Here is a 26,279-nt window from a genome sequence, read left to right as displayed (position 1 = left end):
TCATCCTCTTATAATTCTTCGTTGAGCTTCCGAATAATTTCGTAAGCCCCTTGATCTTTCAATACTTGACTTACTTCTTGACCTAATTGTACTGGATCATTACCGCGTGCTGTATGTTGGTAGCGTTCTTTACCATCTGTAGACATGATGAGACCGGTGAACTCTATCGTACCCTCTTCATCTTTCGTCGCATATCCACCGATTGGAACTTGGCAACTACCATCCATTTGCTTTAAGAAAGTACGTTCTGCTGTGACACAATCGGCTACATTCTGATTGTGCACTTGATTTAATAAATCGAGTAGTTCTTGATCATCTGAACGACACTCGATACCTAATGCGCCTTGACCTATAGCAGGGACAAGCGTTTCTTTGTCTAGATAACTTGTTACAATATCATCTGACCAACCCATACGCTTTAACCCAGCAGCTGCCAGGATAATCGCATCGTAATCTTCATCTTGTAATTTCTGTAAACGCGTATCAATATTACCACGAATCCATTTAATCTCTACGTGAGGATATTTCGCTTTAATTTGCGCACCGCGTCTTAAAGAACTTGTACCCACGATACTTCCTTCTGGTAAATCTTCAAGCGCAACATGGTCATTTGCTACATAGGCATCAAATGGATTCTCACGATCAGGTATACAGCCTAATGTTAACCTTTCGGAAATGACGCTTGGTACGTCCTTTAAGGAATGGATCGCCATATCGATTTCATGGCTGTATAATTCGTTCTCTATTTCTTTAACGAATAAGCCCTTACCACCTACTTTGGATAATTGCTTATCAACGATCTGATCCCCTTTAGTCACAATTTCTTTAATTTCAATCTCTAGTGATGGATCTATCTTTTTAAGCGAATCAATAAATTGTCGGCTCTGAGTCATAGCTAATTTGCTACGTCGTGAACCTACGACTAGTTTACGCATCGCGCGCAACCTCCTATATAAATATTGTTAATTATAATGACGTCCACTGATGGAAATTCGGTATATGGGATGCGAAAAGCAAGTTCACCATACATAATCCAAACAGAACGATGTTGAAATAGATTAGCAATTGTTTATTCAATAATTGCTTCACTCTACAGAGAAGATATAAACCGTACATGACGATAATAACGATAGAGAGAATCATCTTAGAGTCGATAACGAATTGATGGTCTAATGAATTCACGCCCCATTGTGCACCTAGAATAGTGCTGACAATAAGTAGAATGAAACCTATCAATGAGCTATAGAACACTGTCTTCTCTAACGTCGCTACGCTACCTATACGGAAATACTTCTGAGTAAATCGTTTCTCCTTTAGATTACGATATTGAATCAAATACAACAAGCAATTCACGAATGCAAATGCAAACACAGCATAACTTAATGTCGCGAAGCAGACGTGAACGATAAGCAACTCGTTGATGAGTGTTAATTTCTGACCTTCAGTTTGATTGTAGGTCGGCTGAAATGTATTGAGCGCAAGCAAAGTAAACCCGATAATATTGAATAAAAATATCGAGAAGTTAAGTTGCTTGATGACGCTAATGACAATAGAAATCGAAATAATGAGCCATGTCAATGCGAAGAACACATCAAAAATATTATTTAATGGTACGTGCCGCGTCATGTTGATATAGATAGACAAAGAGATTGTTTGTAATACCCAAACAATCCCTAAAGTGATGAACCCAAAATTTCTTATTCTATAATTTTTATTTAGAAAATCATAAAAATAACAAGCAATACTAATTAAATAAACGAGTAAAATGAGTTCATGAAAACGAATGAACAACGTATCTTGCATATCATCACCATATTAGCTTGAGCTTATTCAAAACTTAGAATTTGAGTGCGAAGATCTTGTTTAGAACTTTGGCTTCGCTCTTTTTTCTTAGGAAGCGCATCTTCTGCTTCGATATCGAAAATATTTTGGAATAGCTCTAGTTTTTCATTACTTTTCTTCTCATTACCTAGCTCTTTCGCTTGTTTAATAGGATCTTTCAACATTTGATTAATGATACTTTTCGTATGCTTAGAAATAACCTTTCTTTCACGTTCTGAAAGATGAGGTAACTTTCTATCTATGCTATCCATAGTTTCAGATTGGATGTTCATTGCTTTTTCACGTAGAGCGCGAATGACAGGTACAACACCTAGCATATTTACCCATTCGTTATGTGCGTCAATTTCTTGCGGTATTTGTGCAGCGATAGCATCCGCAGCAAGTTGACGCTCTCTCAAGTTAGCATCTACTAATCCTTTAAGATCATCTACATCATAGTTAAAGACATCCGTAATTGCGTTAATATTTGGCTCCACATCTCGTGGCAACGCAATGTCGATGAGTACAAGTGAATCATTTTTACGTTGAGATGCAATACTTTGCATCATACTATTAGTGATAATATAATCACTTGAACTTGTTGAGCTAATAACCATATCAGCATCTGTTAATAAAGCTGGTAATGAATCAATTGAAGCATAAGAAACACCATGATTATTTGCAAGTGTTTCTGCTTTTGAAACAGTACGGTTAACGATTGTAATATCATTAACACCTGAACCTTTAAGATTTAAGAGTGAGAGTTCACTCATTTCCCCTGCACCGATGATGATTGCCTTTTTATTATCAATCTTACCGAAGATTTTCTTACCTAATTCAACGGCCGCATAAGACACACTAACGGCATTATCCGCAATATCTGTCTCATTATGCGCTTTCTTCGCAAAAGTAATTGCTTGTTTAAATAAGTGGTTGAAAATCGTTCCCGTCGTATCTTCTTCTTGCGCGATGAAGAACGCATTTCTCATCTGACCAAGAATTTGCGTCTCACCAAGTACGATGGAATCTAATCCAGAAGTTACACGCAATAAATGATTTACTGCTTCGTCCCCCACTTTAACTTCTGAAATTGCTTTAATATCCTCCACTTCTAGACCAGAATTACGTGCTAAAAAGCGTTGAACGTAATAACGTCCAGTGTGAATTTGGTCTGCGACAACATATACTTCTGTGCGATTACATGTTGATAAAATGACGTTCTCTAAGATTGCTTTCGTTTCAAATAAATCAACATTCGCTGAACGTATGATATCTTCTTTGAAGGCAACTTTCTCTCTCAATGCTACATCTGCAGTGCGATGGTTAATACTTATCGCAATTAAATGCATTTATAACGCCCTCCATACATATTACAATAACTACATTATAACACAATTTATCCCGTAGTTAAGCACTCTGCTTGAATTAATTATAAATATTCTAATGTAAGAATCATAGAAGTATATTCTGAGACTATCAAATGTGAATGAACTATACCTTAATACTATATTTGCGCTCTCGCCTTACTTATAGATGTCACATCTTTTATAAGCACACTCAAAAGGATGTCACACGATTCTAATCTAGCCACATTCTACTATGAAATTTGATCGAAATAACACTTAGTAAATTAACAAGTCGTTATCACATTAGAATAATTATAAATAACTTTCGATAACGTCCCAAATCTGTTGCTGCTTATTTCCTTTTATTGATGAATAGCTAATGATTTGATCGTCTTCTTCAAGCTCTAACTCGCGTTTCACCATAGCGAGTTGTTTCTGTACTTGGCCGCTTTTAATCTTATCCTCTTTCGTCAACACAATCAGCGTCGGTATTTCAAAGTGCTTAAGATAATCATACATCAGTACATCATCTTCTGTCGGTTTGTGGCGAATATCAACAAGTTGTACTACGAGTTTCAGACTTTCTCTCTGTGTGAGATAAGCTTCAATCATCTTGCCAAACTCTTCACGTTTCTTCTTACTCACTTTGGCATATCCGTATCCTGGCACATCGACGAAGATAAGCTGACTGTCGATATCATAGAAATTCAATGTTTGTGTCTTACCTGGCTGAGCAGACGTACGTGCCATATTCTTGCGACCTATCATACTATTGATAAAGGTCGATTTCCCCACATTAGAACGTCCACTCAATGCCACTTCACTAAGTCCTGTTTCAGGATATTGCTCTGGCTTTACAGCACTGATGAGTAGTTCGATTTTATTCGGATTAACCTTCATAGCTACCCTCTCTTCTCTATTTAACTAACTGTTTCATTATATTATATTGTGAACGGAGATGCGAGTGCTGTCACGAAAGTTTCATATTATTCATTATTTATTTTGAGTAAAATGCAATACTCAATGGTGTGATTGCTAAATCCATTATTCATCCCCTTTTCTTATTCATAACTCATAAATCTAAAAAATCGCTCATCTGCCTTATAAAGACAAATGAGCGACACTATAATCATGCAAACTTTAACAATTATAGCACCTAGCTATGCAGAAGTTTGCTCTTTATTAACTAAATTACCTTCTTTATCATATAGTTCTGGTTCAATTTCATCTGTAATTGTTTGTTCTGTAATAACGACTTTCACTACGCCATCGCTTGAAGGCACATCGTACATAATATCAATTAGTGCTTCTTCAATGATTGAACGTAAACCACGTGCACCTGTCTTACGTTCGATGGCTTTGTTACTAATGGCAGCTAATGCTTCATCAGTAAATTCGAGTTCTACATTATCTAATTCGAGCATCTTCGTATATTGTTTAACTAATGCATTCTTAGGTTGAGTTAATATATTTTTCAATGCTTCAACATCTAATTGTTCGAGGTTAGCAACAATAGGTACACGACCGATGAACTCAGGAATTAAACCGTAAGATTGTAAGTCCTCTGGTCGAATTTGTTCTAATAATGCATCTTCGTCGTATTTAGAAGCTTCACTACTAGCAAAGCCGATAACCTTTTCACCTAGACGACGTTTAATCACGTCTTCGATACCGTCAAAGGCACCACCTAAGATAAAGAGGATATTAGTTGTATCGATTTGAATCAATTCTTGGTTTGGATGCTTACGTCCGCCTTGAGGTGGCACACTAGCACTCGTACCTTCAAGAATCTTAAGTAACGCTTGTTGTACACCCTCACCAGATACGTCACGTGTGATTGACGTATTTTCTGATTTACGTGCAATTTTATCGATTTCGTCGACATAGATGATTCCTTTTTCAGCTTTATCTACATCGAAATCAGCGGCTTGGATTAAACGTAAGAGGATATTCTCAACGTCGTCACCTACATAACCTGCTTCAGTTAAGCTCGTCGCATCGGCAATAGCGAAAGGCACGTTAAGCGTCTTAGCTAATGTTTGTGCGAGTAATGTCTTACCGCTACCTGTAGGTCCGATTAACGCAACGTTACTCTTTTGAAGTTCAACATCATCGTCATCAGGACCGAGTTGTTGAATACGTTTATAGTGGTTGTAGACCGCAACTGCTAGGGATTTCTTAGCTTTCTCTTGTCCAATGACGTAATCATTTAACTGATCCATGATTTCTTTAGGAGTAGGTAATTCAGTTAAACCTTCTGGAGCGGATTGAGAGAGCTCTTCTTCTACGATTTCAGAGCATAATTCGATACACTCATTACAAATGTAAACGCCGCTACCAGCAACTAATTTTTTAACTTGATCTTGGTCCTTTCCACAGAAAGAACACTTTAAGTTTTCTTCATCTTCATTGAATTTAAACATTATATTTACACCCCTATTCCCTAAAGACTATACTAGAATGAATTTTAATATGCAACTGACGGTAACTACAAGTTAAATGCCTTATATTTGAGACTTCAGACTTAACTTTCCCGTTAGTTAAAAAATATAAGCCCCAGCATGCATAAAATTTAAACTTTAGTTATGCTGGGGCCTCAAATTATTCACTTCAAAACAGCAATATGTGATTGCAATTTATGAAATTGGTTACTACTTTATTAAAATTATTCTTCGTCTTTGTTGTCTTTATCGTCTTCAGATGGTTCGACTAATTTCGCTTCGTCTACGAGTAAGTCGATAACTTTTTGAATACGTACATCATTTTTCACGATGTCTGTATTACCTAAAGTATTCTTAATATCTTCAACTGAGATGTTGAATTGCTCGCTCATTTTTTCAAGTTCTTTATCGATATCTTCTTCAGATACTTCGATATCTTCTTTATCAGCGATTGCTGTAAGTGTTAAGTTAGTGCGTACACGAGCTTCAGCGTCGTCTTTCATTTGTTCTCTAAGTTGAGATTCATCTTGACCTGAGATTTGGAAGTAAGTTTCAAGGCTAAGACCTTGTTGTTGCATACGTTGACCAAACTCTTGAAGCATGCGGTCTAACTCAGTGTTAACCATTGCTTCTGGAATATCAATCTTAGCATTGTCAGATGCTTTTTGGATTGCTTCTTCTTTTTGTACGTTTTCAGCTTCAGTTTGTTTTTGCTCTGCTAAGCGTTTACGTAAGTTCTCTTTGTATTGATCAACTGTTTCAGCATCTGAATCAAGTTCGTTTGCGATTTCGTCATCAAGTTCAGGAACTTCTTTATATTTAATTTCATTTACTTTCGTTTTGAAAGTCGCTTCTTTACCTGATAATTCTTCAGCGTGATATTCTTCTGGGAATGTCACGTTTACATCTTTCTCTTCGCCAGCTTTCACGCCAACTAATTGTTCTTCGAATCCAGGGATAAATGAACCTGAACCGATTTCTAAGTCATAGCTGTCCGCTTGGCCACCTTCGAATTGTTCACCATCAACATAGCCGTCGAAGTCGATGTTTACTGTGTCGCCTTCCTCAACAGCGCCGTCTTCTTTAACAACCATTTCTGAAAGTTGGTTAAGTTGTTGATTGATGGCTTCGTCAACTTCTTCGTCAGTTAAGTCAGCATCTTGTTTTTCAATTTCAAGACCTTTGTAGTCACCAAGTTCTACTTCTGGTTCTACTGTTACTGTAGCATCAAATTTGAAGTCTTGACCTTTTTCAATTTGTTGTACTTCGATTTCTGGTTGATCAACTGGTTTGATACCTGTTTCTTCAATTGCTTCACCGTAAGCTTCAGGTAATACGATGTCAGCTGCATCTTGATATAAAGCTTCAACGCCGAAACGTTGTTCGAAGATTTGACGAGGTACTTTCCCTTTACGGAAACCTGGTACATTGATTTGTTTAACTACTTTTTTGAAAGCTTTATCTAAAGCGTTATCAAATTTTTCTGAGGGTACTGTAACAGATAGTACGCCTTGATTACCTTCCTTTTTTTCCCAAGTTGCTGTCATGTATAAAAACCTCCATGATAATCCTATTTTAATTTTTCAACTTCATCATTATAGCACAGGTCTAGAACCTATACAAATGACTAGAATTATTACTATTCGCTCGTTAACAACAAGTTAAGGCTCTCGATCGATTGCTATAATTAATTGAATTAAATCATTCTGTTCATCAAGTTCGCTCATGCCGAGCATGGATTTAAAGTAATTCTGATACGCAGTGATCCAATCTTCTTGTGAACCAAGACGATAAATATCCAATGGATAGAGCATAATCGCATGGTTCGTTAATAAGCGATAAGCCTCTCGAACAAGCTGTGCTGCCTCTTCTTCGACGAATTCCAGTACTCGAGGAATCAACTGCTGTTTCATCTCAGAATGTTCAATTCCAGGTAAGTCATCAGGTATAACAGTCTTCTCATGCCCGTATTTAGATACTGTTAAACGTTCTTCGTAATGCGCTAATCGTAAGTATTCGAGCATAATACTGATGAGGTTAGGTGCTAACTCAAGTGTTTCAATCAAATTGGCTACGCTCGACTTGTAATTAAACTGACTATAATCAATTAATGTTAGAATGGTCTGCACTTGCTCGTGTAAAGCTAATTGGTCAAAGCTTTCGAGCTGTTGTGCTGCCTGCTGATTGTAGGCTTCAAGTTGAGATTCAGCATATTCTTTCAATGGAAAGAGACGCATTCGAGATTGATGGTTGCTCACTTCATCAATCACTTGATCAATGACCTTAACGACCTCGAAATACTGCCCTAAACCGTTCAATGCTTGGACGTAGTAAATCATGAGCGCATCATAACTACCTAAACCCTGCTTAAGAAGAATAATCGCCTCTTCTCGTAGCTCTAAATATCTTTCGAGTTGGTACAAGATATCACACTTTAATTCAGCAAGCGAATCATCCATTTCAAAGAAACGCTCATATTCTTCAAATAAGTCTGAGGCATCTTCATACAAACGGTCATAATAAGCTGTTTTAATCTCTTTGATTAACTTCTGCTTCGCTCGTGGAAAGGGAATAATATCAGACATAATGAGCCACCTCTCTTATAGCGCTTCTAATATCAGGCTACTCCATGTTTCAAAGTTGCTCGTATCTTCTATCTTACCTTGTTCAATCCATTCAATCGCAAGCGTATCTGTCTCTTGAACTTCAACATCGTTCTTATCAACAGTTATTTTAAACACGACACCTAAGTGAACCTCTCCGACTTCATTTGTATCATCGTTAATAAATCCTAAATATTGTAAGTTCTGACTTTTAGCTGGGGATAGACCCACTTCTTCTTCAAGCTCACGTTGTGCATTTGTACGTAAGACTTCGTTGATGGACTCTGCGCCTGGGACATCGTTCATGTGACCACCTACGCCGATGGAGCCTTGACCGTGAAGACGTGATTCACCACCGCCAGACAAGCGTTTATAAACGAGTAGCTCGCCTTGATGATTCTCAAGTAAACAATAAGATACGAGCTGTTTGTAGTTGGGATCTTCTTCCATATCACCGCGTCTTTTGACCTCGTAGTGTGAAAGTGCGTTAAAGATCTCTTGTCCTTGAGCTGTAGATTTGTTTAAAAATCCATTAAATTGGTTGCGTTCGTTATCGAAGACTAAGTCTCGTGGTACGACTGTAATCATCTCATCAAATTTAGACATAGTAATCTCCTTTATCATTTGTCATCTGGCTTTATTTTATCAAACGTTGCACACATATCAATCGTAAATATAGTGATTGGTATTTGTGCCCTTTCGTTTCTCATCATCTGTACGCTATTGTTGAAACGAATTTCAACCACGCTAACACTTCTAGTATGTAAAAAAATTCCTTCCAAATGGAGCGAAGCCATCTTTGGAAGGAATGATAGTTAATTATTTTAAAGCTTCTTTCGCTTTAGATACTAATTCACCGAATGCTTTGTCGTCAGAAATTGCGATTTCAGCAAGCATTTTACGGTTGATATCGATACCAGCTTGTTTTAAGCCGTTCATTAAACGTGAATAGCTGATGTCGTGTTGACGTGCAGCCGCGTTGATACGTGTAATCCATAATTTACGGAAGTTACGTTTTCTTTGACGGCGGTCACGGAAAGCATATTGACCTGATTTCATTACTTGTTGTTTAGCTGTTTTGTATAATGTACGTTTCGCACCAAAGTAACCTTTTGCTAATTTAATCGTTTTTTTACGACGTCTTCTAGTTACTGTTCCACCTTTTACTCGTGGCATAGTAAATTCCTCCTTCTAATATCTTGAACGAATGATTGATTTTAAATTATTTTTTGTAAGCAAGTAATTGTTTTACGCGTTTCATATCTGATTTATGAACTAATTTCGCTTTACGTAATTTACGTTTTTGTTTAGTGTTTTTATTTGCAAATAAGTGTGAAGTGAAAGCTCTAGAACGTTTTAATTTACCTGAACCAGTTCTTTTAACACGTTTAGCTGCTCCACGGTGTGTTTTCATTTTTGGCATGATAAATTCCTCCTAAATTATTTTTCATTGTCAGCATTAGGTGCTAACATGATAAACATTTGGCGACCATCCATCTTAGGTTTTTGTTCGATCGTCGCAATATCTTTCGTTTCTTCAGCGAATTTCTCAAGAACGCGTTGACCAATCTCTTTATGAGTGATGGCACGTCCTCTGAAACGAATAGAAACTTTACATTTATCGCCTTTAGATAAGAATTTACGTCCATTCTTCAACTTAGTTTGGAAGTCGTGTTCTTCGATAGTTGGACTTAAACGTAATTCTTTAACGTTAATTGTTTTTTGTTTCTTCTTCATTTCTTTTTCTTTTTTCTGTTGCTCGAATTTGTACTTACCGTAGTCCATGATTCTTGCGACAGGTGGCTTAGCGTTTGGAGCCACTACTACAACATCTAATCCAACTCGGTCTGCCATATCTAAAGCTTCTTTTTTAGATTTGACACCGATTTGGTCACCATTTTGACCGATTAGACGAATCTCTTTTGCACGAATACGTTCGTTAACTTGAGTTTGATTTTTTGCTATGGTTGACACCTCCATTATTTTTACGAAAGTAACACCAAGTAAAAAGAGCGGGTATACTGTACCCGCTCTTCAATCACATGATTAGTCCATGTCTATTGACCTGCCAACTGCTTTACGCGTCGCTACAGGTGAGAAGCGGATACTTCTACTTGGTTCGTTTCGTATTCAACATGAACAATCATACCAATATTCATTTCATAAGTCAATGCTTAATTTATCTTTTAATGATGTTTAATATCGTCCATTTTAACATCTTGGCGTAAATCCACTTGATCTAAAGGAATCTTCTTCGTTTTATAACGTATTTTGTGATAAATAAAGAAGACCAAGAAGACTGGAATTCCCATATAAGTCGTGATAAAGCGATTTAAATCAAAGTGACCTGTCTTGATGAAGTCCACGTCTTGACCAATGATGACGATCACACAGAGTACACCAGCAAATATAGGTCCAAACGGGAATAATTTCGCATGATATTTTAGTTTCGATTTGTCATAGTTCTGTGCATTAAACGCCTTTCTAAAGCGATAATGACTGATAGCGATACCGACCCATGCGATGAATCCAGTCATACCACTGGCTGCTACGATATATTCGTAAGCATCGCCATTTAGATGTTGTAGTCCAAAGATTGCTAGCACAATCACTCCTGTTGCAATAAGTGAAATGTAAGGTACGCCGTGTTTATTCGTTTTACCAAAGATTGGAAAAGCTAGACGATCCTTACTCATTGAATAAAGCATACGTGTTGATGCATACATACCAGAGTTACCAGCTGATAATACTGAAGTCAAGATTACAGCGTTCATGAATGATGCCGCAAAGGCTAGACCCGCATTTTTAAACACTAAAGTAAATGGCGACGTCGCAACATCACTATCTCCTCCCATTAACGCTGAACTATCATACGGAATCAACATACCGATGATAAAGATAGCGATAATATAGAAGAGTAGAATACGCCAAAAGACTTGTTTAATCGCTTTCGGCACGGCACGTTCTGGATTCTCAGATTCCCCAGCTGTAATACCGATAAGCTCAGTACCTTGGAATGAGAAACCAGCGACTAAGAATACGCCTAGAATGGACAGTAAACTGCCGCCTACCCCATTACCGAGGATAGGTCCGTCACCTTTCGTAAATGTATCGAAGCCAACGTAGTGACCTCCCATAATACCCACGATAGTGAGTAAACCGATAATGATAAAGATAATAACTGTGACTACTTTAATCAAGGCAAACCAGTATTCACTTTCACCATAAACTCGTACAGACAATGCGTTAAGCGCAAAGATAATCACGATAAAGATTAAACTCCAACCCCACGCTGCTAATCCTTTCATCGGCGCCCAATACTGAATGACTTGAGCGGCGATCGTAACGTCTGCAGCGACGGTGATTACCCAGTTAAACCAGTAGTTCCAACCCAAGGCAAAGCCAAGAGATGGATCGACGAAACGTGTAGCGTAAGTGCTGAATGATCCGGAAACTGGTAAGTAGGTTGCCATTTCACCAAGTGAGGTCATTAAGAAGAAGACCATGGCACCAATGATGGCGTATGCTAATAATGCACCGAGTGCACCTGCATCATGAATCGCACCACCTGAGGTCATAAATAACCCTGTACCGATACAGCCTCCAATCGCAATCATCGAAATATGACGATCTTTCAGACCTCTTTGAATCCCTTCGTTCTGATTTGAATGTTTCTCCATAGAAGCTCCCTTTCTAGTCTTTAGAGGTTACTCTCTTTCACTAGTGCTCGCTATTCGGTTATTTCTCTATTTATCATCCTATTGAAAAAGGTTGCATACCCTTTGGATATGCAACCGATTGAAGATTTATTATAGGTAGCACATCACAATTGTGACAGTCCAGCACCTTTCGATGTCTGACCCAACGATATCAATGAATGACAATGGATATCGCTTCGGCGACTTCGCCTTTCATTTGAGTTTCCTCAGCCTCATTCTGCCTACACTCAATTACTCATCGAAGTCGCAACCTCTAACTCTTATTGTAATATTCATCAAATTTCTATCTGACTAGATTTTAATATACAGTAAACCTTATCCTTTTTCAAGTTTAGCGTTGTTTTTTCAAACGAATTTCATCAACTAAATTCCAAATGAAATCATCTTTCTCCATAGTCTCTTGATCTTTAGAACCATATTCACGAACATTGACTTCATTATTCTCAACTTCTTTGTCTCCTACGACAACTTGGTAAGGTACTTTATGCATTTGTGCTTCACGAATTTTATAACCCATTTTTTCATTACGGTCATCGATATTGACGCGTACACCTTGGGATTTCAATTCATCTTGTAAAGCACGTGCATAATCGTAGTGTAAGTCGACATTAACTGGAATGATTTCAACTTGACGTGGTGCTAACCATGTTGGGAAGGCACCTTTAGTCTCTTCAGTTAAGAATGCGACGAAACGTTCCATAGTAGATACTACACCACGGTGAATGACTACAGGACGATGCTCTTCCCCATCATTACCGATGTAAGTTAAGTCGAATTTCTGTGGTAATAAGAAGTCAAGTTGTGCAGTAGATAATGTTTCTTCTTTACCCATTGCAGTTTGAACTTGAACGTCGAGTTTAGGGCCGTAGAATGCCGCTTCACCAATCGCTTCTTCATATTCTAAACCAAACTCATCTACTGCTTCTTTCAACATCGCTTCAGCTTTGTTCCACATATCATCGTCATCGTAGTATTTCTCTTTATCTTCTGGATCACGATAACTTAGGCGGAAGCTATAGTTTTCAAAACCAAAGTCGTCATACACATCTAGTATAAGTTGAACAACACGTTTAAATTCTTCTTTAATTTGATCTGGACGTACGAAGATATGCGCATCATTTAAAGTCATGCCACGTACACGTTGTAAACCTGAAACTGCACCACTTGCTTCGTAACGATGTTGTAAACCAAGTTCCGCAATACGAATTGGTAATTCACGATAAGAATGTGGTTTGTTTGCATAAACCATCATGTGATGTGGACAGTTCATTGGACGTAGCACCATCTCTTCATTCTCATCGAGTTTCATCGGTGGGAACATGTCATCTTGATAATGATCCCAATGACCTGAAGTTTTATATAAATCTACATTCGCCATAACAGGTGTATAAACGTGGTCGTAACCCATGCTAGTTTCTTTGTCTACAATGTAGCGCTCGATTTCGCGACGGATGACAGCACCATTAGGCAACCATAGTGGTAAACCTGCGCCGACGAGTTGGTTATTAGTGAATAAATCCATCTCTTTACCAATTTTACGGTGGTCACGCTCTTTACGTTCTTCAAGCATTTGAAGATGTGCTTTCAAGTCTTTCTTATCGAAGAACGCAGTACCATAGATGCGTTGTAGCATTTTATTGTTGCTATCTCCTCGCCAGTACGCACCAGCTGTAGATAAAAGTTTAAACTCTTTAATTTTAGATGTAGATGGAACATGCACGCCTCGGCATAAATCCGTGAATTCACCTTGAGAATAAAGTGTGACATTTTCATCTTCCGGAATCGCATCAATCAGTTCTAATTTGTAAGGATCGTCCTTGAAGAAGTCCTTCGCTTCATCACGAGATATGACATGACGTTCGATAGGATGATTTTCATCGACAATTTGTTTCATTGTCTTTTCAATCTTTTCAAAGTCATCTGAAGAAATGCGTTCATCCATATCGAAGTCGTAGTAGAAACCACCTTCAATGACAGGACCTACACCAAATTTCACATCACCGTATAAACGTTTCAATGCTTGTGCCATTAAGTGTGCTGTGGAGTGACGAAGTACTTCTAATGCTTCTTCACTTCCCGGTGTGATGATTTCAATCTCACCATCTGTTTCAAGTGGACGAGTAAGATCTACCATTTGTCCGTTGAATTTACCTGCGACCGCTTTCTTTCTCAATCCAGGACTAATAGAACGTGCGATATCTTCTGTAGTTGTGCCTTTATCAAACGCTTTACTATTACCATCTGGAAATTGAATATTAATCTGTTCCATCTAGAACCCTCCTATTGATACTTAATGATCTCGTCGACATGAAACGCAGTGTTATTCAAGCTTCTATTTCTTAGATGCCCTGATTCTAGGTTTTTGTATATTGATTCAAATAAAAAACGCCCTCACCCATAAAGGGACGAGGACGCCGTGTTACCACCCTAATTAGATATGTAGGTTTAAGTAGTGTGACATAAACTCACATATCTCACTTTACTTAAGATAACGGTCTTGAGCCGGATATTCATTACAAATATCAGTCATTAAGGGAGTAACAAACAAAGATGTCAATTAGCCTCTCAGCACCGCTAACTCTCTGTGTAACAGAGCTTTGTTTATCATATCCTTAAACGTTTCATGTCGATTTAGATTTATTCCTATTATACACTATCTATTATAAATTTCAAATATCCCTGTAATTCACGCCTTCTAGGAAATAGGGATGCGCAAGTGATTTAATACGTTCCATGATGCGTGCACCTTTGGTTGCTTCTGCACCTTGACGTGTGAGTGAGAAGTGATGCTCAAGTTCTTTGAAATTCAAGTTTGAACTGAAGAACGTTGGCAATTCATGAACCATGCGATAATGAAGTAGCGGACCTATCACTTCGTCACGTGCCCATGGTGTCGTTTCTTCTGCACCGATATCGTCTAAAAATAAGACATTGGCTTTCATGATTTGATTAAGACGTTTTTCAAAACTGTTATCATTAAATCCACTCTTCAACGTGCGAATAAATTCTGGTAGATAGACCATAGTGGAAGGAATATTCTCGCTCTTCAATTGATTCGCCATTGCACCAAGAATAAATGATTTACCTGTACCGAAAGGACCATATAAATATAATCCTTTCAAGTACTCTGTCTCTCCACTCTTAATACGTTTGCAAATATCATTCGCAGCCATAGCAACATCAAGGCGATCACGACGATTCGTATAAATATCTTTCAATTCAGCATCTAAAGTCGCACGTTGCATATGATGAGAAGTGATTAAATGCGCTTTGAACTTTGCTTCGTCATGTTTAATCTTACAAGGACATGGAAGGTATTTAATCTTGAAATGACCATTCTCAATATAGAGTTCTGGTACATGCCCTTTAACGAAGTTCGGACAATCTTCGAATGCATGGCCATCATAATGTTTCTGTTGGTCTTTATATTCTTGAAGAATATTTAAATCTCTATCAATCATAGAATTAGTGATTTCTGAGCGGTGTGCTTCAAGAAAAGCTTTGACATCAGGGTCTTTAATGACGTCTCTCTTAATCTTTTCAAGTCGCTGATTTAAATCTTTCGAATTCCCTAATATATCGTTTAAACTCTTCATTCTTTCTTACCTCCATTCCATGTCTGTTGTAAGTCTTGTAGGAAGGCTTGACGTTCCTTTTCAAACTGTTCATCGTGTTCTTCATTGGATGAGTCTTCTTTTTGTTGCGACCGTTGCTCACGATTTTTCAGCCATTCAGGCGTTAACTCTCGTGAATAAGGTTGATATTGTGGTCGATAATTTCTTTGGGGTTGTGCTTTTTTCTCTTTCTTCTTCGATTCTTGCTGCATGGTTTGTTGATAAGCCTGTTTAGCAGTGGTATACCCCTTTTTCTTCCAATTCGAAGCAATTTCCATAATATAATTCTTCGGCAACTTCATGTCTTCTTTCAGCATGACATATTGCAAGAGGATGTTGATTACGCCGAAAGAAAGCTTTTCGCGTTCAACCAGTTCTTCGACCATGCGTTTCTGATGATCAGTCGGCTCTGATTCTGACCACGACGCTAACATTTCAATAGGACTCGTGTTATCGAGTAATTCTAACCAGCTATCCGACCCTGGTTTAAGTTCGTCTTCTTCATTTTTTGCTGCGCTGTTAGCCGTTCCTTGTACTTGTGTATTGGCTTGTGCAGGCTGTTTAACTTGAATGTTAGGAAGTTGCTGATCATGTTCCATCAAGTAATACGTCCGTGCATGCTTTCTCAACTCTTCGAAAGAGAGTTCTTGGTCGCTTGTAAGTGATTTTAATATAATACTCTTCATCGCTTCAGGCGTCAGTCCATATAGTGTTGCGAGCTGCGTAATGAGTTGTTTCGTCTGACTGCCGATAATTTTACTACTGATAAAATGCGATTGCAGTAAATCATACAACGCTTCAAAGTCAAATTCGACGTCTGACAAATTAAGTCCTTGATATGTTTGTTCTTCTGTCACTTGAATGTCTGTGTCAGGCACGCGTTGATGCGGAATATTAAATACATCTGTATATTTACGAGTAATTTCCGTAAACTGACTCAAGTCAACTTGTGTCTTAGAAGATGCAAAGAAACGCTTTAATTGATGGTAACGCTGATGTCCTACTTCACTATATAGAAAGACTGATAACATCGGGTCATCGAAAAATTGTTTACCTGTTGGTGGTTGAATGAGTTCATAGATAAAATGCGAATGTGCCGTATCATGATGCACGTATGTCTTCACTAGTCCTATCGCTTCAAGCACATCCATTTGCTTGCGAAATTCTAATAAATTAATCTTGAGCTCACTCATAATCGTATAATGTGTCAGCTCTGATTGCGACGCTTGCCCACTAAACTGATCTAAATAAATATACAACCCCGTACTGCTAGAGCCTATGAGAGGTGTGAAGAGTCGGTTAAGAATATCCATATGGTTACTATGAAATTGAAATTGGCGTAGGATTTGAAAGTCATCTTTAGCTCTCAAACCATAATCTTTAGACTTTAAATTCATTCATCGTCACTCCGCTCATCTTTCGACAAGATACCTTGCATAGAAGCTAACAATTGGTCGACATCCTTAAATTCTTTGTATACTGAAGCAAAGCGTACATAAGATACCTGATCGACATGCATGAGTTGGTTCATCACATGTTCACCGATTTCTCTAGAAGAAATTTCTGCGTGACCATCGTGCCTTAACTTCCATTCTACATGGTTGGTAATTTCCTCGAGTTGTTGGTAACCAACGGGGCGCTTTTCACAAGAACGTACTAATCCATTTAAGATCTTTTCGCGTAGAAATTGTTCTCTCGTTCCATCTTTCTTCACTACGATGAGTGGTCGTTTCTCGATATGTTCAAACGTCGTAAATCTCGTACCACAGTTCTCACATTCTCTACGACGACGTATCGCGTTGACGTCGTCCGCATGACGTGAATCAACGACGCGAGAATTGGTCGCACTACATTTAGGACACTTCATCGATATTCATCCTCTCTTCTAGATTACACATTATTATACTATAAATAATTATGAGACTAAAGAAAGGCCTACGACGATGCTTTGAATCAACAGAGTGTAGTTGTGAAGGGCGATGTGTTCTTGAGTTGCTACGCTCCTCTGTCATTTTACCTTAGATAATAAAAAGGCTTGCCTCGGGAGACGAATCTCAATCCGAGACAAACCTTCATTCAATTTATTGTATCAATCACACTTATAACTTATTGGTAACCTACCCTACTGGTTAAAGATGTTAGTGTTAAAATATGTTTAATTACTGACTTAACTTTAATTAAAGCGCTTGGCCAATTTGTTCAGCAATGTCTACAACACGGTTTGAATAACCCCATTCGTTGTCGTACCAAGCAATGACTTTCACTTTACGAGGACCCATTTGCATAGTGCTTGGTGTATCAACAATTGCTGAATGTGGATTTGTATTAAAGTCTGAAGAAACGAGTGGTGCATCTTCTGTTGCAAGCACGCCACCTAAATCGTTGTCTTTAAATGCTTGGTTGACTTCATCTACTGTGACATCTTTGTTTAAGTCTACAACTAAGTCAACAAGTGACACGTTCTTAGTTGGTACACGTAAAGCCATACCATGTAATTTACCTTCAAGTTCAGGTAGCACTTCTTTCAATGCTTTCGCAGCACCAGTTGAAGTTGGGATGATACTTTCGTTGCATGAACGTGCACGTCTTAAGTCTTTATGAGGATTGTCGATGTTTTTCTGATCATTAGTGATCGCGTGAACTGTAGTCATTAAACCATTATCGATGCCGAATTGGTCGTTAAGTACTTTCGCAACTGGACCGATACAGTTTGTTGTACATGAAGCGTTACTAAAGATATCGTATTCATTAACGTCTAAGTCGCTATCGTTAACACCTTTAACGAGCATTTGAACATGACCGCCTTTAGAAGGACCAGTAAGTAAGACTTTTTTAGCGCCAGCATCAATATGTGCTTGTGCTTTGTCACCATGGTTAAATACACCAGTTGCTTCAATAACAATGTCAATGTTGAGATCTTTCCAAGGCAAGTTAGCTGGATTACGGTCAGCGAGTAATTTGATTTCATGACCTTCTACTTTAATACCATTGTCTGTCGCTTCGACATCTAAATCAAACTTACCGTGAGTCGTATCGTGTTTGATTAAATGCGCAATAGTTTCAGCTGGGTAGCTCGCGTTGATTGCGACTACGTTTAAATTATCATTTTTCAATGCGATTCTTAGCACCATTCTGCCAATTCTACCCATACCATTAATTGCAATATTTGTCGACATAAAAAAAGCACCCCTCGAATTATGTGTTATACTTTATGGCATTAGTATAACATAAAGTTACTAATTTGAAAGCGGTTTCTATAAACTTTATGAAAAAGCTTACATAGACGTGTCGGCTGATATTTATAAATTAGGGAACATCTATATAGCACTATCACCTTTCAATGCATATTAAATTAGTAACTTACTTACATTTATATCCCAACCATGGTACTTTCTACGCTTGCCCACTATTTCACTACCGAGATGTGAGACTCTCCCACTCTCCACCTTTTAACGAAAAATAGCTATAGAAACGCCTCATAATTTGAGATTTCTATAGCTACTTCGCATCTGTTCAACTATCACATATCCGATGCATAAGCGAACATTATACTTTATTCAATTTCATTCAAAGACGCATGCATTTTACATCAAGCTTGTGCTTCATCCTCGTCATCTTCAAGCGTTTGATTAATATAACCTTCATCGAGTAGCAAGCGTTCAAGATTCTGTTTTAACTCTAATTTGCTATCACGGTTATCAATAACATGATCAGCCATGCGACGTTTCTTATCAATTGAAATTTGGCTATAAATTCTAGCCTTGGCATCATCAGCAGAAAGATCATTTCTTTCCATAAGACGATCGATTTGAATACTTTCAGAGGTGTAGACTAACCACACTTCATCCACTGTATCCTGTAGTTCGTTTTCAAATAATAAGGGAATGTCCATAATCACATTGTGACCTTCCGCCACATATTCCGCTTTCTTTTTGTCCATAATTTCACGCACGATGGGGTGAATAATATTATTGAGTTCAACTCTCTTCTCAGGTTGTTTAAAAACAATATCGCCCACATAAGCGCGGTCCATCTCACCCTCTTCTGTGATCGCATCATCGCCAAAGGCTTCGCGGACTTGTTCTAAGCCATGTGAACCTTTCGCGACTGCTTGTCTTGCAGCGATATCAGCATCCACAATCTTGAAACCGTGAGCTGATAGTAGTTCTGAAACGGTAGATTTGCCTGTCGCAATTCCACCTGTAAGTCCAATTACTTTAGGCATACTTTCCCTCTTTCTTTAACTTTGACATTCTGGGCAGAAATGACTATTTCTAGTCGCAATAACCTGCCTTTCGATAGGAGTTCCGCAAACTTTGCATGTGTCTTGCTTATAGACATTTAAGCGGTTTTGCATTTCACCACGCCGTCCATCGGAATGAACATAATCGGAAATACTTGTCCCACCATAGCGGATTCCTTCTTCTAATACTTCTCTAATATAATAGAATAATAATTTGCGTTCTTGCATCGTGAGACTATTGGCTTTGCGAGCAGGATGGATACCAGCACGGAAGAGCGCTTCACATGCATAGATATTTCCGCATCCAGCAATCACACGATGATCAAGAATCATAGCTTTAATTGGTTTTTTAAGAAATTTTCTTTCATTAAAATAAGATAGATAATGTTGTAACGCTTCTTCTTTAAACGGTTCCGGTGCAATTTCTAACAAAGGTGGATAGGCTGCTAATTCTGGAATGTTACGTATTTCACCGAATCGACGAATATCTGCATACACTAACATCTTGTTATTATCTAAATGAAAGATGACGTGCCAGTGTTTACGATAATTATGATTACCTATATCATCTAATTCGTTGACTACGAAGTACCCGCCTGTCATACCGAGATGACTTACCATGATACGTGTCTCGTCACCCCGTTGTAGATGAAAGTAAATATACTTACTACGACGTTCAATATGATTAATGGTATAACCTTCTGTAAACGTTTTAAAGGTATCCAGTTCCAGTCCTTTAATAATCGTTTCTCTTTGATTATTTTTACCTAGCTTAACCTGTTCTGAAAACTGTACCTCTTGAATCGTAGTACCTTCTACACCAGGCGCGATACCTCGCTTCACATGTTCAACTTCTGGTAACTCTGGCATATGCTCACCTTCTTTCTACTTCGCATCATACCAAGTTGCACCATAACTAGATTCAACCTTTAATGGTACATCGAGCTCTAATGCATGTTCCATAATATCAATCACAAATTCACTAAACGCATCTACTTCGTCCTTTGGAATCTCAAAGATAAGTTCGTCGTGAACTTGAAGCAATAACGTAGCATTAAAGTCACTATCTTGAATAGCATTCGCGTAATTGACCATCGCGAGTTTGATAATATCTGCTGCACTACCTTGAATCGGTGTATTCATTGCTGTACGTTCAGCGAAACTTCTCATATTAAAGTTGCGACTTGAAATATCTGGTAAATAACGGCGACGGTGCAGCAATGTCTCAACATACCCATTCGCTTTAGCTTCTTTTTTAATATTATGCATATATTCTTTCACGCCTGGGAAGCTATCTAAATAATCATCGATAAATTGCTTCGCTTGTTTACGCGTAATACCTAGACTTTGGCTAAGACCATAGTCACTAATACCGTAAACGATACCAAAGTTAACTGCTTTCGCCTGACGACGCATTAAACTGTCGACCTCATCCGCTTCCACATTAAACACTTTCATAGCCGTAGCCGTATGCACATCATGATCATGAATAAAGGCTTGTTTCATACTTTCATCGCCTGTGATATGTGCCAGTACGCGTAGTTCGATTTGTGAATAGTCGGCTGAGAAGATGACACTGTCCTTATGTGTCGGTTTGAATGCTTTACGTATGCGTTTCCCTTCTTCTAAACGTACAGGAATATTTTGCAAGTTAGGATCTACAGATGAGAGACGACCTGTTTGCGCAAGTGTTTGGTTAAAACGCGTATGGATGCGTTGATCTTTACTAATCATCTTCTGTAAGCCTTCAACATAAGTTGATTGAAGTTTCGCAAGCTGACGATAATCAAGAATGTAGTCGATAATTGGGTGTTCACCTTGAAGTTGTTCAAGCACATCTACAGCTGTTGAGTAACCCGTCTTCGTCTTCTTGATCACAGGGAGTTCAAGTTTTTCGAAGAGTACCACACCCAATTGCTTAGGTGAATTCACATTAAATTCTTCACCAGCCGCATCATAAATTTGTTGAACTAAAACGTCAAGTTTCTCTTTAATTTCTTGCTCCATTTCTTCTAAGTCAGATCGATCAGTATAAACGCCTGTTTCTTCCATTTCACTAAGGATGCGAGCAAGTGGCAACTCTATATCATTGAGTAATTCACATTGTTGATGCGCTGTTAACTGATCTATCATTTCTGGCTTACTTTCTGAAATACTGTGAACAATCTTACCTACGTATTCGTTCAGAACATCATCTTCAGGCACCGCACGTTTCTTACCTTTGCCATAAACTTGTATCTCTGAAGGTACGTAATATTGGTTATAATGCTCAACAACAGACTTCACATCACCAATAGAACGTGATGGGTCGATAATGTAACTTGCTAGCATAGCATCAAATTGGATGCCTTCAATCTGAATATCCAATCGATGCGCAACGACATAAGTTTTCTTAGCGTCATAAACCACTTTCTCAGTATTCGGATCTTCCAACCATTTAACTAGAGCATCATGCGCCGCAGCTGCTTGAGCATCAACCACTACATGTTGATCTTGCGCATAAATACCGAATTTAAGCATATCATCTTTCAGATAATTACTGCCATCAATTTCGAAATGGATCGTAGCTGAGGCGAGTTGAGTATAATCAATAGCGTCTAACGAAGTTTGAACTTCAATATCTAATTCTGTATCTCCACTATCAACAGATTCAACATCTAAATTGTTAAGTAGCTGATTAAATTCCAATTTCTTGAACAATTCTATTTTATCTTGTTCATCAATAGATTCTGGAAGTTGTGTATCTTTCAAGTTAACTTCTAGTGGACTATCCACGTTTATTGTCGCTAACTGTTTACTCATCAACGCATCAGACTTACCATTCTCTAGCTTTTCTTTTAACTTTTTACCTGATACATCATCTATATGTTCATAAACACCTTCAACAGACTCAAATTGATTTAACAATTTCAACGCTGTCTTCTCACCTACCCCTGCCACGCCAGGAATGTTGTCTGAAGTATCACCCATCAGACCTTTCATATCAATAATTTGTTTAGGTTGAATACCGTTGTATTTCTCCGCAATAAACTCAGGTGTATAATGATCGACGTCAGTAACACCTTTCTTCGTGTAGTAAATCGTCACACGTTCTGTCGCAAGTTGAGTGAGATCTCGGTCGCCGGTAATGATGATGGTATCCATGCCAGCTTGATCGGCTTCTTTACTCAACGTACCAATGATGTCATCGGCCTCGTAATTGTCAAGTTCGTAATGTTTGATTTGATACGCATCTAAAAGTTGTCGAATGTATGGAAACTGCTCACTTAATTCAGGAGGCGTCTTCTGTCTACCGCCTTTGTAATCACCATAGGTTTGATGTCTAAAAGTGGTCTTTCCGGCGTCAAATGCAACTAAGAAATGGTCCGGTTGCTCTTCTTTTAATATTTTCTCTAACAACATCGCGAAACCATAAATCGCATTCGTATGTATGCCGGCCTTATTCTGTAATAACGGTAAAGCATAGAAAGCACGGAAACTTAAACTATTGCCGTCAACTAAGACTAATTTACTCAATCTTGTAACCTCCAACGTTCGTTTACTCCCATTTTACCATAAACCGAAGTTCACCCGAACCTATAAGCAATAGATCAGTTGGATGACCGTGAGTTAAGGAAATACTTATAAACATGTTAAAAGCTCTTTCAAAATGAGAAGCTGTACTGAGTAAAAGGTATTGAAATTTCGCTTGTTAACAACAACAATTGTGAGATTGAACGCATATTTTGAAACGTATTTATAATACACAAAAGTGACAAGCATCCCTTATTCTGAGATACTTGCCACTCCAAAATAGGCTTAGAACTCGTCAGATAAATTGAAATTTTAACAGCTATACTCACCTTACTTTTACAAAAACAGTCCTCAAGTTCTGGATCAACAAAACCCTTACATCACTCACTCAAATCTAAAGTCACTTTAAACGTTGAACCTTCGCCCAACTCACTGTCGACTTCAATCTGACCTTCGTGCGCTTCAATAATATGTTTCGTAATCGATAAGCCGAGACCCGTTCCACCAGAGTCACGACTTCGCGCTTTATCCACACGGTAGAAACGTTCGAAAATACGTGATTGATCTTCGGGCGCAATACCCATCCCTTGGTCTTCAATCTCTAATAAACATTGATGCATGAGACGAGTTAACCTCACTTGTATTTGGCTTTCAGCAGTAGAATAACTAATCGCATTAGAAATTAGATTCACAATGACCTGCATAAGTTTGTCACGATGACCCTTCACAAAGATATCTTCATCAATATCATCAATGATTTGAATCGCTTTCTCCGACGCAAGATGCTTCAAGTTCAATACGGCTTCAAGCGTCAGTTCAGACATGTTTAACCGTTCTGTCGTTAGCGACGCTTGTTGCTCTATATGTGAAAGATCTAGTAAATCTGAAACGAGCGATTCTATGCGTTCGGATTCTTTATGAATAATGTTGAGGAACATCTCTAGGGAGTCAGTGTCTTGCGTTGCGCCATCAAGCAGAGTTTCAGAAAAGCCTTTAATAGACGTAATCGGTGTCTTTAACTCATGGGAAACATTCGCCACGAATTCTCGACGTAAATTCTCTAATTTCTTCAACTGTGTGATATCGTGAAGAACGACGATAATGCCATAGAGATACTTCTGATTGCTAGAGTGGACAGGGACACAAGCCATGTCAAAGTATTTGTCGTGAACCTCTGTCAGTTGAAGATTAATTTGTTCGTACATCGGTTTTTCAGTCTTGAAACTTTCGGCTACATATTGTTGTAATTTAGGGTTAAGACATGTGGAGTAACGCTCCCCTTTCAGTGAAGCGGTAGGCTTAAAGTTATGATAGTACGCTTGGTTGACTACCACCACTTCTCCTCGGTTATTAATCATCAAGATAGAACTTGGAATATTCTCTATCGTAGTCGTCAGTCGATGTGCTTGCAACTTCTGAGCATGATTGAGTCGTTGAAGCTGTCGCGCTAATTTATTCGTCGTCACGAAGAGCGCTTTCGTTTCTTTCACATTACTTTCAGGAATTCGAATATGATAATGACCCTCCACGAGCAGAGATGTCGCATAGGTCACATCATTGATTGGACGAATATAAGAACGATGTATGTACCGTACGATCAAATATAGCAGAATCATGACCACTACACCGATAAGCGCAAGATACTTCCATATCTGAATCCTTAAGTCGTGCACTTTATCATCTACTCCGCTGATGATTACACGATAATTTCCTGAATGATTTAATGAGGTGAACCGATGTTTCCCTTGGTGTTGATCATAGATAAAATGTGTCGGATTCGCTTCCTCAGTGATATTTGGATTCGTGGCTACTTTTCCCTTTTCAGTAAAAACCTCTTGTCCGTGCTTATGAATCGCAACCGTCAATGCTTTATTTTCAATAATATTTTTGAGTTGATCTTTCTTGCCGTGTTTGAACAGATCGACATAATGCTCACTCTCATGCGCTAATTCACGCTCTTGACTATCGAAGACAACCTGAGTCACTACATGCGTGACAATAATGCCGAGTAAGATAAAACTAACGATTGTAACAGTCCACAACAATAGCAGAAGCTTATGATGAAATTTCAGCATTAATCTTTGGGACGCTCCAATTTATAACCTAAGCCACGTACTGTCTTAATTAATGTCGGTTGTTTCGGATTCTCTTCCAATTTGTCACGTAAGTGACTCACATGTACATCTACAATTCTTGAATCACCTGCAAACTCATAATTCCACACGGAGTTCAACATATGTTCGCGTGACATCACACGACCTTGACGCTCTATTAAATAGAGCAACAATTCAAACTCTTTTGGTGTTAATTCTAATAACTCATCATCTTTATAAACTTCAAAGAAATCAGGGCGTATGCGTATGGAGCCGATGATAATATCTTCATCTGTATCGTCTTGGCTAGCAGTTTGAACCATTTCTGAACGTCGTAATATAGCTTTAACTCTAGCTACAACTTCTCTAGGTGAGAATGGTTTCGTCATATAATCATCAGCGCCTAACTCCAAGCCAAGTACGCGATCAAACTCATCATCTTTAGCAGTTAACATCAAGATTGGCACTAGGTTCTTCTCTGTACGAATCGTCTTACATACTTCAATACCATCTTTCTCAGGTAACATGACATCGAGAACAATGAGGTCAGGATTAAATGTTTCTAGCTTGCTCAATGCCTCATTACCATCGTAAGCCACATCCACCATGTAGCCTGCTTGTTCTAAATTGTACTTTAATAATGTTACGATTGATTGCTCATCATCTACAACTAATACTTTATAAGACATAGGATACCTCCAGAACTGAATTCACTCGCTTATACTCCAAGTTTAATTTAAATTATTATAGGTTAAAATACCTTTTACATAAACTTAACAATTCATTATAAAAATTTAATGAGAGAATGGAAATTTACATTGATTTCATGGTGGCGATTCTTTATAAAAATTAAAAAAGAGGCTAAGCAACGCATGGTTGCCTAACC

At 38.3% G+C, this 26,279-nt stretch carries 22 protein-coding genes, 1 riboswitch and 1 other annotated feature; all 22 genes read right to left on the bottom strand.

Features of this window, described 5'->3' with window-relative positions; translation table 11 throughout:
- Positions 1 to 8: 8 nt before the first annotated feature.
- The gene (gene hemC, locus HMPREF2802_RS00310; RefSeq protein WP_070502396.1) at positions 9 to 935 is read right to left on the bottom strand and encodes a hydroxymethylbilane synthase; all 927 of its coding nucleotides are present in this window, start codon (positions 933 to 935) and stop codon (positions 9 to 11) included.
- 31 nt (positions 936 to 966) lie between these two features.
- Complete coding sequence (gene ccsA, locus HMPREF2802_RS00305) at positions 967 to 1,803, bottom strand: cytochrome c biogenesis protein (protein WP_002471540.1); 837 nt, start codon at positions 1,801 to 1,803, stop codon at positions 967 to 969.
- A gap of 23 nt (positions 1,804 to 1,826) precedes the next feature.
- Positions 1,827 to 3,170 (bottom strand): glutamyl-tRNA reductase, encoded by a 1,344-nt coding sequence (gene hemA, locus HMPREF2802_RS00300; RefSeq protein ID WP_070502395.1) that lies wholly within the window; start codon positions 3,168 to 3,170, stop codon positions 1,827 to 1,829.
- Between the two features lie 309 nt (positions 3,171 to 3,479).
- The gene (gene yihA, locus HMPREF2802_RS00295) at positions 3,480 to 4,067 is read right to left on the bottom strand and encodes a ribosome biogenesis GTP-binding protein YihA/YsxC (protein ID WP_070502394.1); all 588 of its coding nucleotides are present in this window, start codon (positions 4,065 to 4,067) and stop codon (positions 3,480 to 3,482) included.
- A gap of 260 nt (positions 4,068 to 4,327) precedes the next feature.
- The gene (gene clpX / locus HMPREF2802_RS00290) at positions 4,328 to 5,590 is read right to left on the bottom strand and encodes an ATP-dependent Clp protease ATP-binding subunit ClpX (RefSeq protein ID WP_070502393.1); all 1,263 of its coding nucleotides are present in this window, start codon (positions 5,588 to 5,590) and stop codon (positions 4,328 to 4,330) included.
- Between the two features lie 242 nt (positions 5,591 to 5,832).
- Positions 5,833 to 7,155 carry a trigger factor gene (gene tig, locus HMPREF2802_RS00285; protein ID WP_070502392.1) on the bottom strand — a complete coding sequence of 441 codons (1,323 nt, stop codon included), beginning with the start codon at positions 7,153 to 7,155 and terminating at the stop codon, positions 5,833 to 5,835.
- Between the two features lie 114 nt (positions 7,156 to 7,269).
- Positions 7,270 to 8,193: a hypothetical protein gene (locus tag HMPREF2802_RS00280; RefSeq protein WP_070502391.1), complete on the bottom strand. Its 924-nt coding sequence runs from the start codon at positions 8,191 to 8,193 to the stop codon at positions 7,270 to 7,272.
- A 15-nt stretch (positions 8,194 to 8,208) separates the two neighbouring features.
- Positions 8,209 to 8,817 carry an NUDIX domain-containing protein gene (locus HMPREF2802_RS00275; RefSeq protein ID WP_070502390.1) on the bottom strand — a complete coding sequence of 203 codons (609 nt, stop codon included), beginning with the start codon at positions 8,815 to 8,817 and terminating at the stop codon, positions 8,209 to 8,211.
- Between the two features lie 213 nt (positions 8,818 to 9,030).
- Positions 9,031 to 9,387 (bottom strand): 50S ribosomal protein L20, encoded by a 357-nt coding sequence (rplT, locus tag HMPREF2802_RS00270; RefSeq protein ID WP_002470931.1) that lies wholly within the window; start codon positions 9,385 to 9,387, stop codon positions 9,031 to 9,033.
- A gap of 46 nt (positions 9,388 to 9,433) precedes the next feature.
- Positions 9,434 to 9,634, bottom strand: a complete 201-nt coding sequence (gene rpmI / locus HMPREF2802_RS00265) for a 50S ribosomal protein L35 (protein ID WP_049411397.1) — start codon at positions 9,632 to 9,634, stop codon at positions 9,434 to 9,436.
- Between the two features lie 17 nt (positions 9,635 to 9,651).
- Complete coding sequence (infC, locus tag HMPREF2802_RS00260) at positions 9,652 to 10,185, bottom strand: translation initiation factor IF-3 (protein ID WP_040805965.1); 534 nt, start codon at positions 10,183 to 10,185, stop codon at positions 9,652 to 9,654.
- 24 nt (positions 10,186 to 10,209) lie between these two features.
- Positions 10,210 to 10,333: a sequence feature (ribosomal protein L20 leader region), on the bottom strand.
- Positions 10,334 to 10,397: 64 nt separating this feature from the next.
- Positions 10,398 to 11,891, bottom strand: a complete 1,494-nt coding sequence (locus HMPREF2802_RS00255) for an amino acid permease (protein WP_070502389.1) — start codon at positions 11,889 to 11,891, stop codon at positions 10,398 to 10,400.
- A gap of 128 nt (positions 11,892 to 12,019) precedes the next feature.
- Positions 12,020 to 12,194: riboswitch (Lysine riboswitch) on the bottom strand.
- 67 nt (positions 12,195 to 12,261) lie between these two features.
- Entirely contained in the window at positions 12,262 to 14,199 is a 1,938-nt protein-coding gene (thrS, locus tag HMPREF2802_RS00250) for a threonine--tRNA ligase (RefSeq protein WP_070502388.1), read from the bottom strand.
- Between the two features lie 400 nt (positions 14,200 to 14,599).
- Positions 14,600 to 15,526 carry a primosomal protein DnaI gene (gene dnaI, locus HMPREF2802_RS00245; RefSeq protein ID WP_002470933.1) on the bottom strand — a complete coding sequence of 309 codons (927 nt, stop codon included), beginning with the start codon at positions 15,524 to 15,526 and terminating at the stop codon, positions 14,600 to 14,602.
- Positions 15,523 to 16,941 (bottom strand): replication initiation and membrane attachment family protein, encoded by a 1,419-nt coding sequence (locus HMPREF2802_RS00240; protein WP_070502387.1) that lies wholly within the window; start codon positions 16,939 to 16,941, stop codon positions 15,523 to 15,525. Before HMPREF2802_RS00240 ends, dnaI begins: the two co-directional genes overlap by 4 nt.
- Complete coding sequence (nrdR, locus tag HMPREF2802_RS00235) at positions 16,938 to 17,411, bottom strand: transcriptional regulator NrdR (RefSeq protein ID WP_002470932.1); 474 nt, start codon at positions 17,409 to 17,411, stop codon at positions 16,938 to 16,940. Before nrdR ends, HMPREF2802_RS00240 begins: the two co-directional genes overlap by 4 nt.
- A gap of 310 nt (positions 17,412 to 17,721) precedes the next feature.
- Positions 17,722 to 18,720, bottom strand: a complete 999-nt coding sequence (gene gap, locus HMPREF2802_RS00230) for a type I glyceraldehyde-3-phosphate dehydrogenase (protein ID WP_002470923.1) — start codon at positions 18,718 to 18,720, stop codon at positions 17,722 to 17,724.
- A gap of 413 nt (positions 18,721 to 19,133) precedes the next feature.
- Entirely contained in the window at positions 19,134 to 19,769 is a 636-nt protein-coding gene (gene coaE, locus HMPREF2802_RS00225) for a dephospho-CoA kinase (RefSeq protein WP_002470929.1), read from the bottom strand.
- Positions 19,770 to 19,784: 15 nt separating this feature from the next.
- Entirely contained in the window at positions 19,785 to 20,657 is an 873-nt protein-coding gene (gene mutM, locus HMPREF2802_RS00220; protein ID WP_070502386.1) for a bifunctional DNA-formamidopyrimidine glycosylase/DNA-(apurinic or apyrimidinic site) lyase, read from the bottom strand.
- Positions 20,658 to 20,672: 15 nt separating this feature from the next.
- Positions 20,673 to 23,303 (bottom strand): DNA polymerase I, encoded by a 2,631-nt coding sequence (gene polA, locus HMPREF2802_RS00215; RefSeq protein ID WP_070502385.1) that lies wholly within the window; start codon positions 23,301 to 23,303, stop codon positions 20,673 to 20,675.
- A 377-nt stretch (positions 23,304 to 23,680) separates the two neighbouring features.
- On the bottom strand, positions 23,681 to 25,375 hold the full coding sequence (pnpS, locus tag HMPREF2802_RS00210) for a two-component system histidine kinase PnpS (RefSeq protein WP_070502384.1): 1,695 nt from the start codon (positions 25,373 to 25,375) through the stop codon (positions 23,681 to 23,683).
- A complete protein-coding gene (locus HMPREF2802_RS00205) occupies positions 25,375 to 26,082 on the bottom strand; it encodes a response regulator transcription factor (protein WP_049411368.1) in 708 nt (235 codons plus the stop codon). Before HMPREF2802_RS00205 ends, pnpS begins: the two co-directional genes overlap by 1 nt.
- Positions 26,083 to 26,279 lie beyond the last annotated feature (197 nt).

The sequence above is a fragment of the Staphylococcus sp. HMSC071G07 genome, assembly GCF_001811435.1.
GTDB classification, from domain to species: Bacteria; Bacillota; Bacilli; order Staphylococcales; family Staphylococcaceae; genus Staphylococcus; species Staphylococcus pettenkoferi.
Note: the sequence above shows the minus strand (reverse complement) of the source record. Positions and strands in the feature narration are given on the sequence as shown.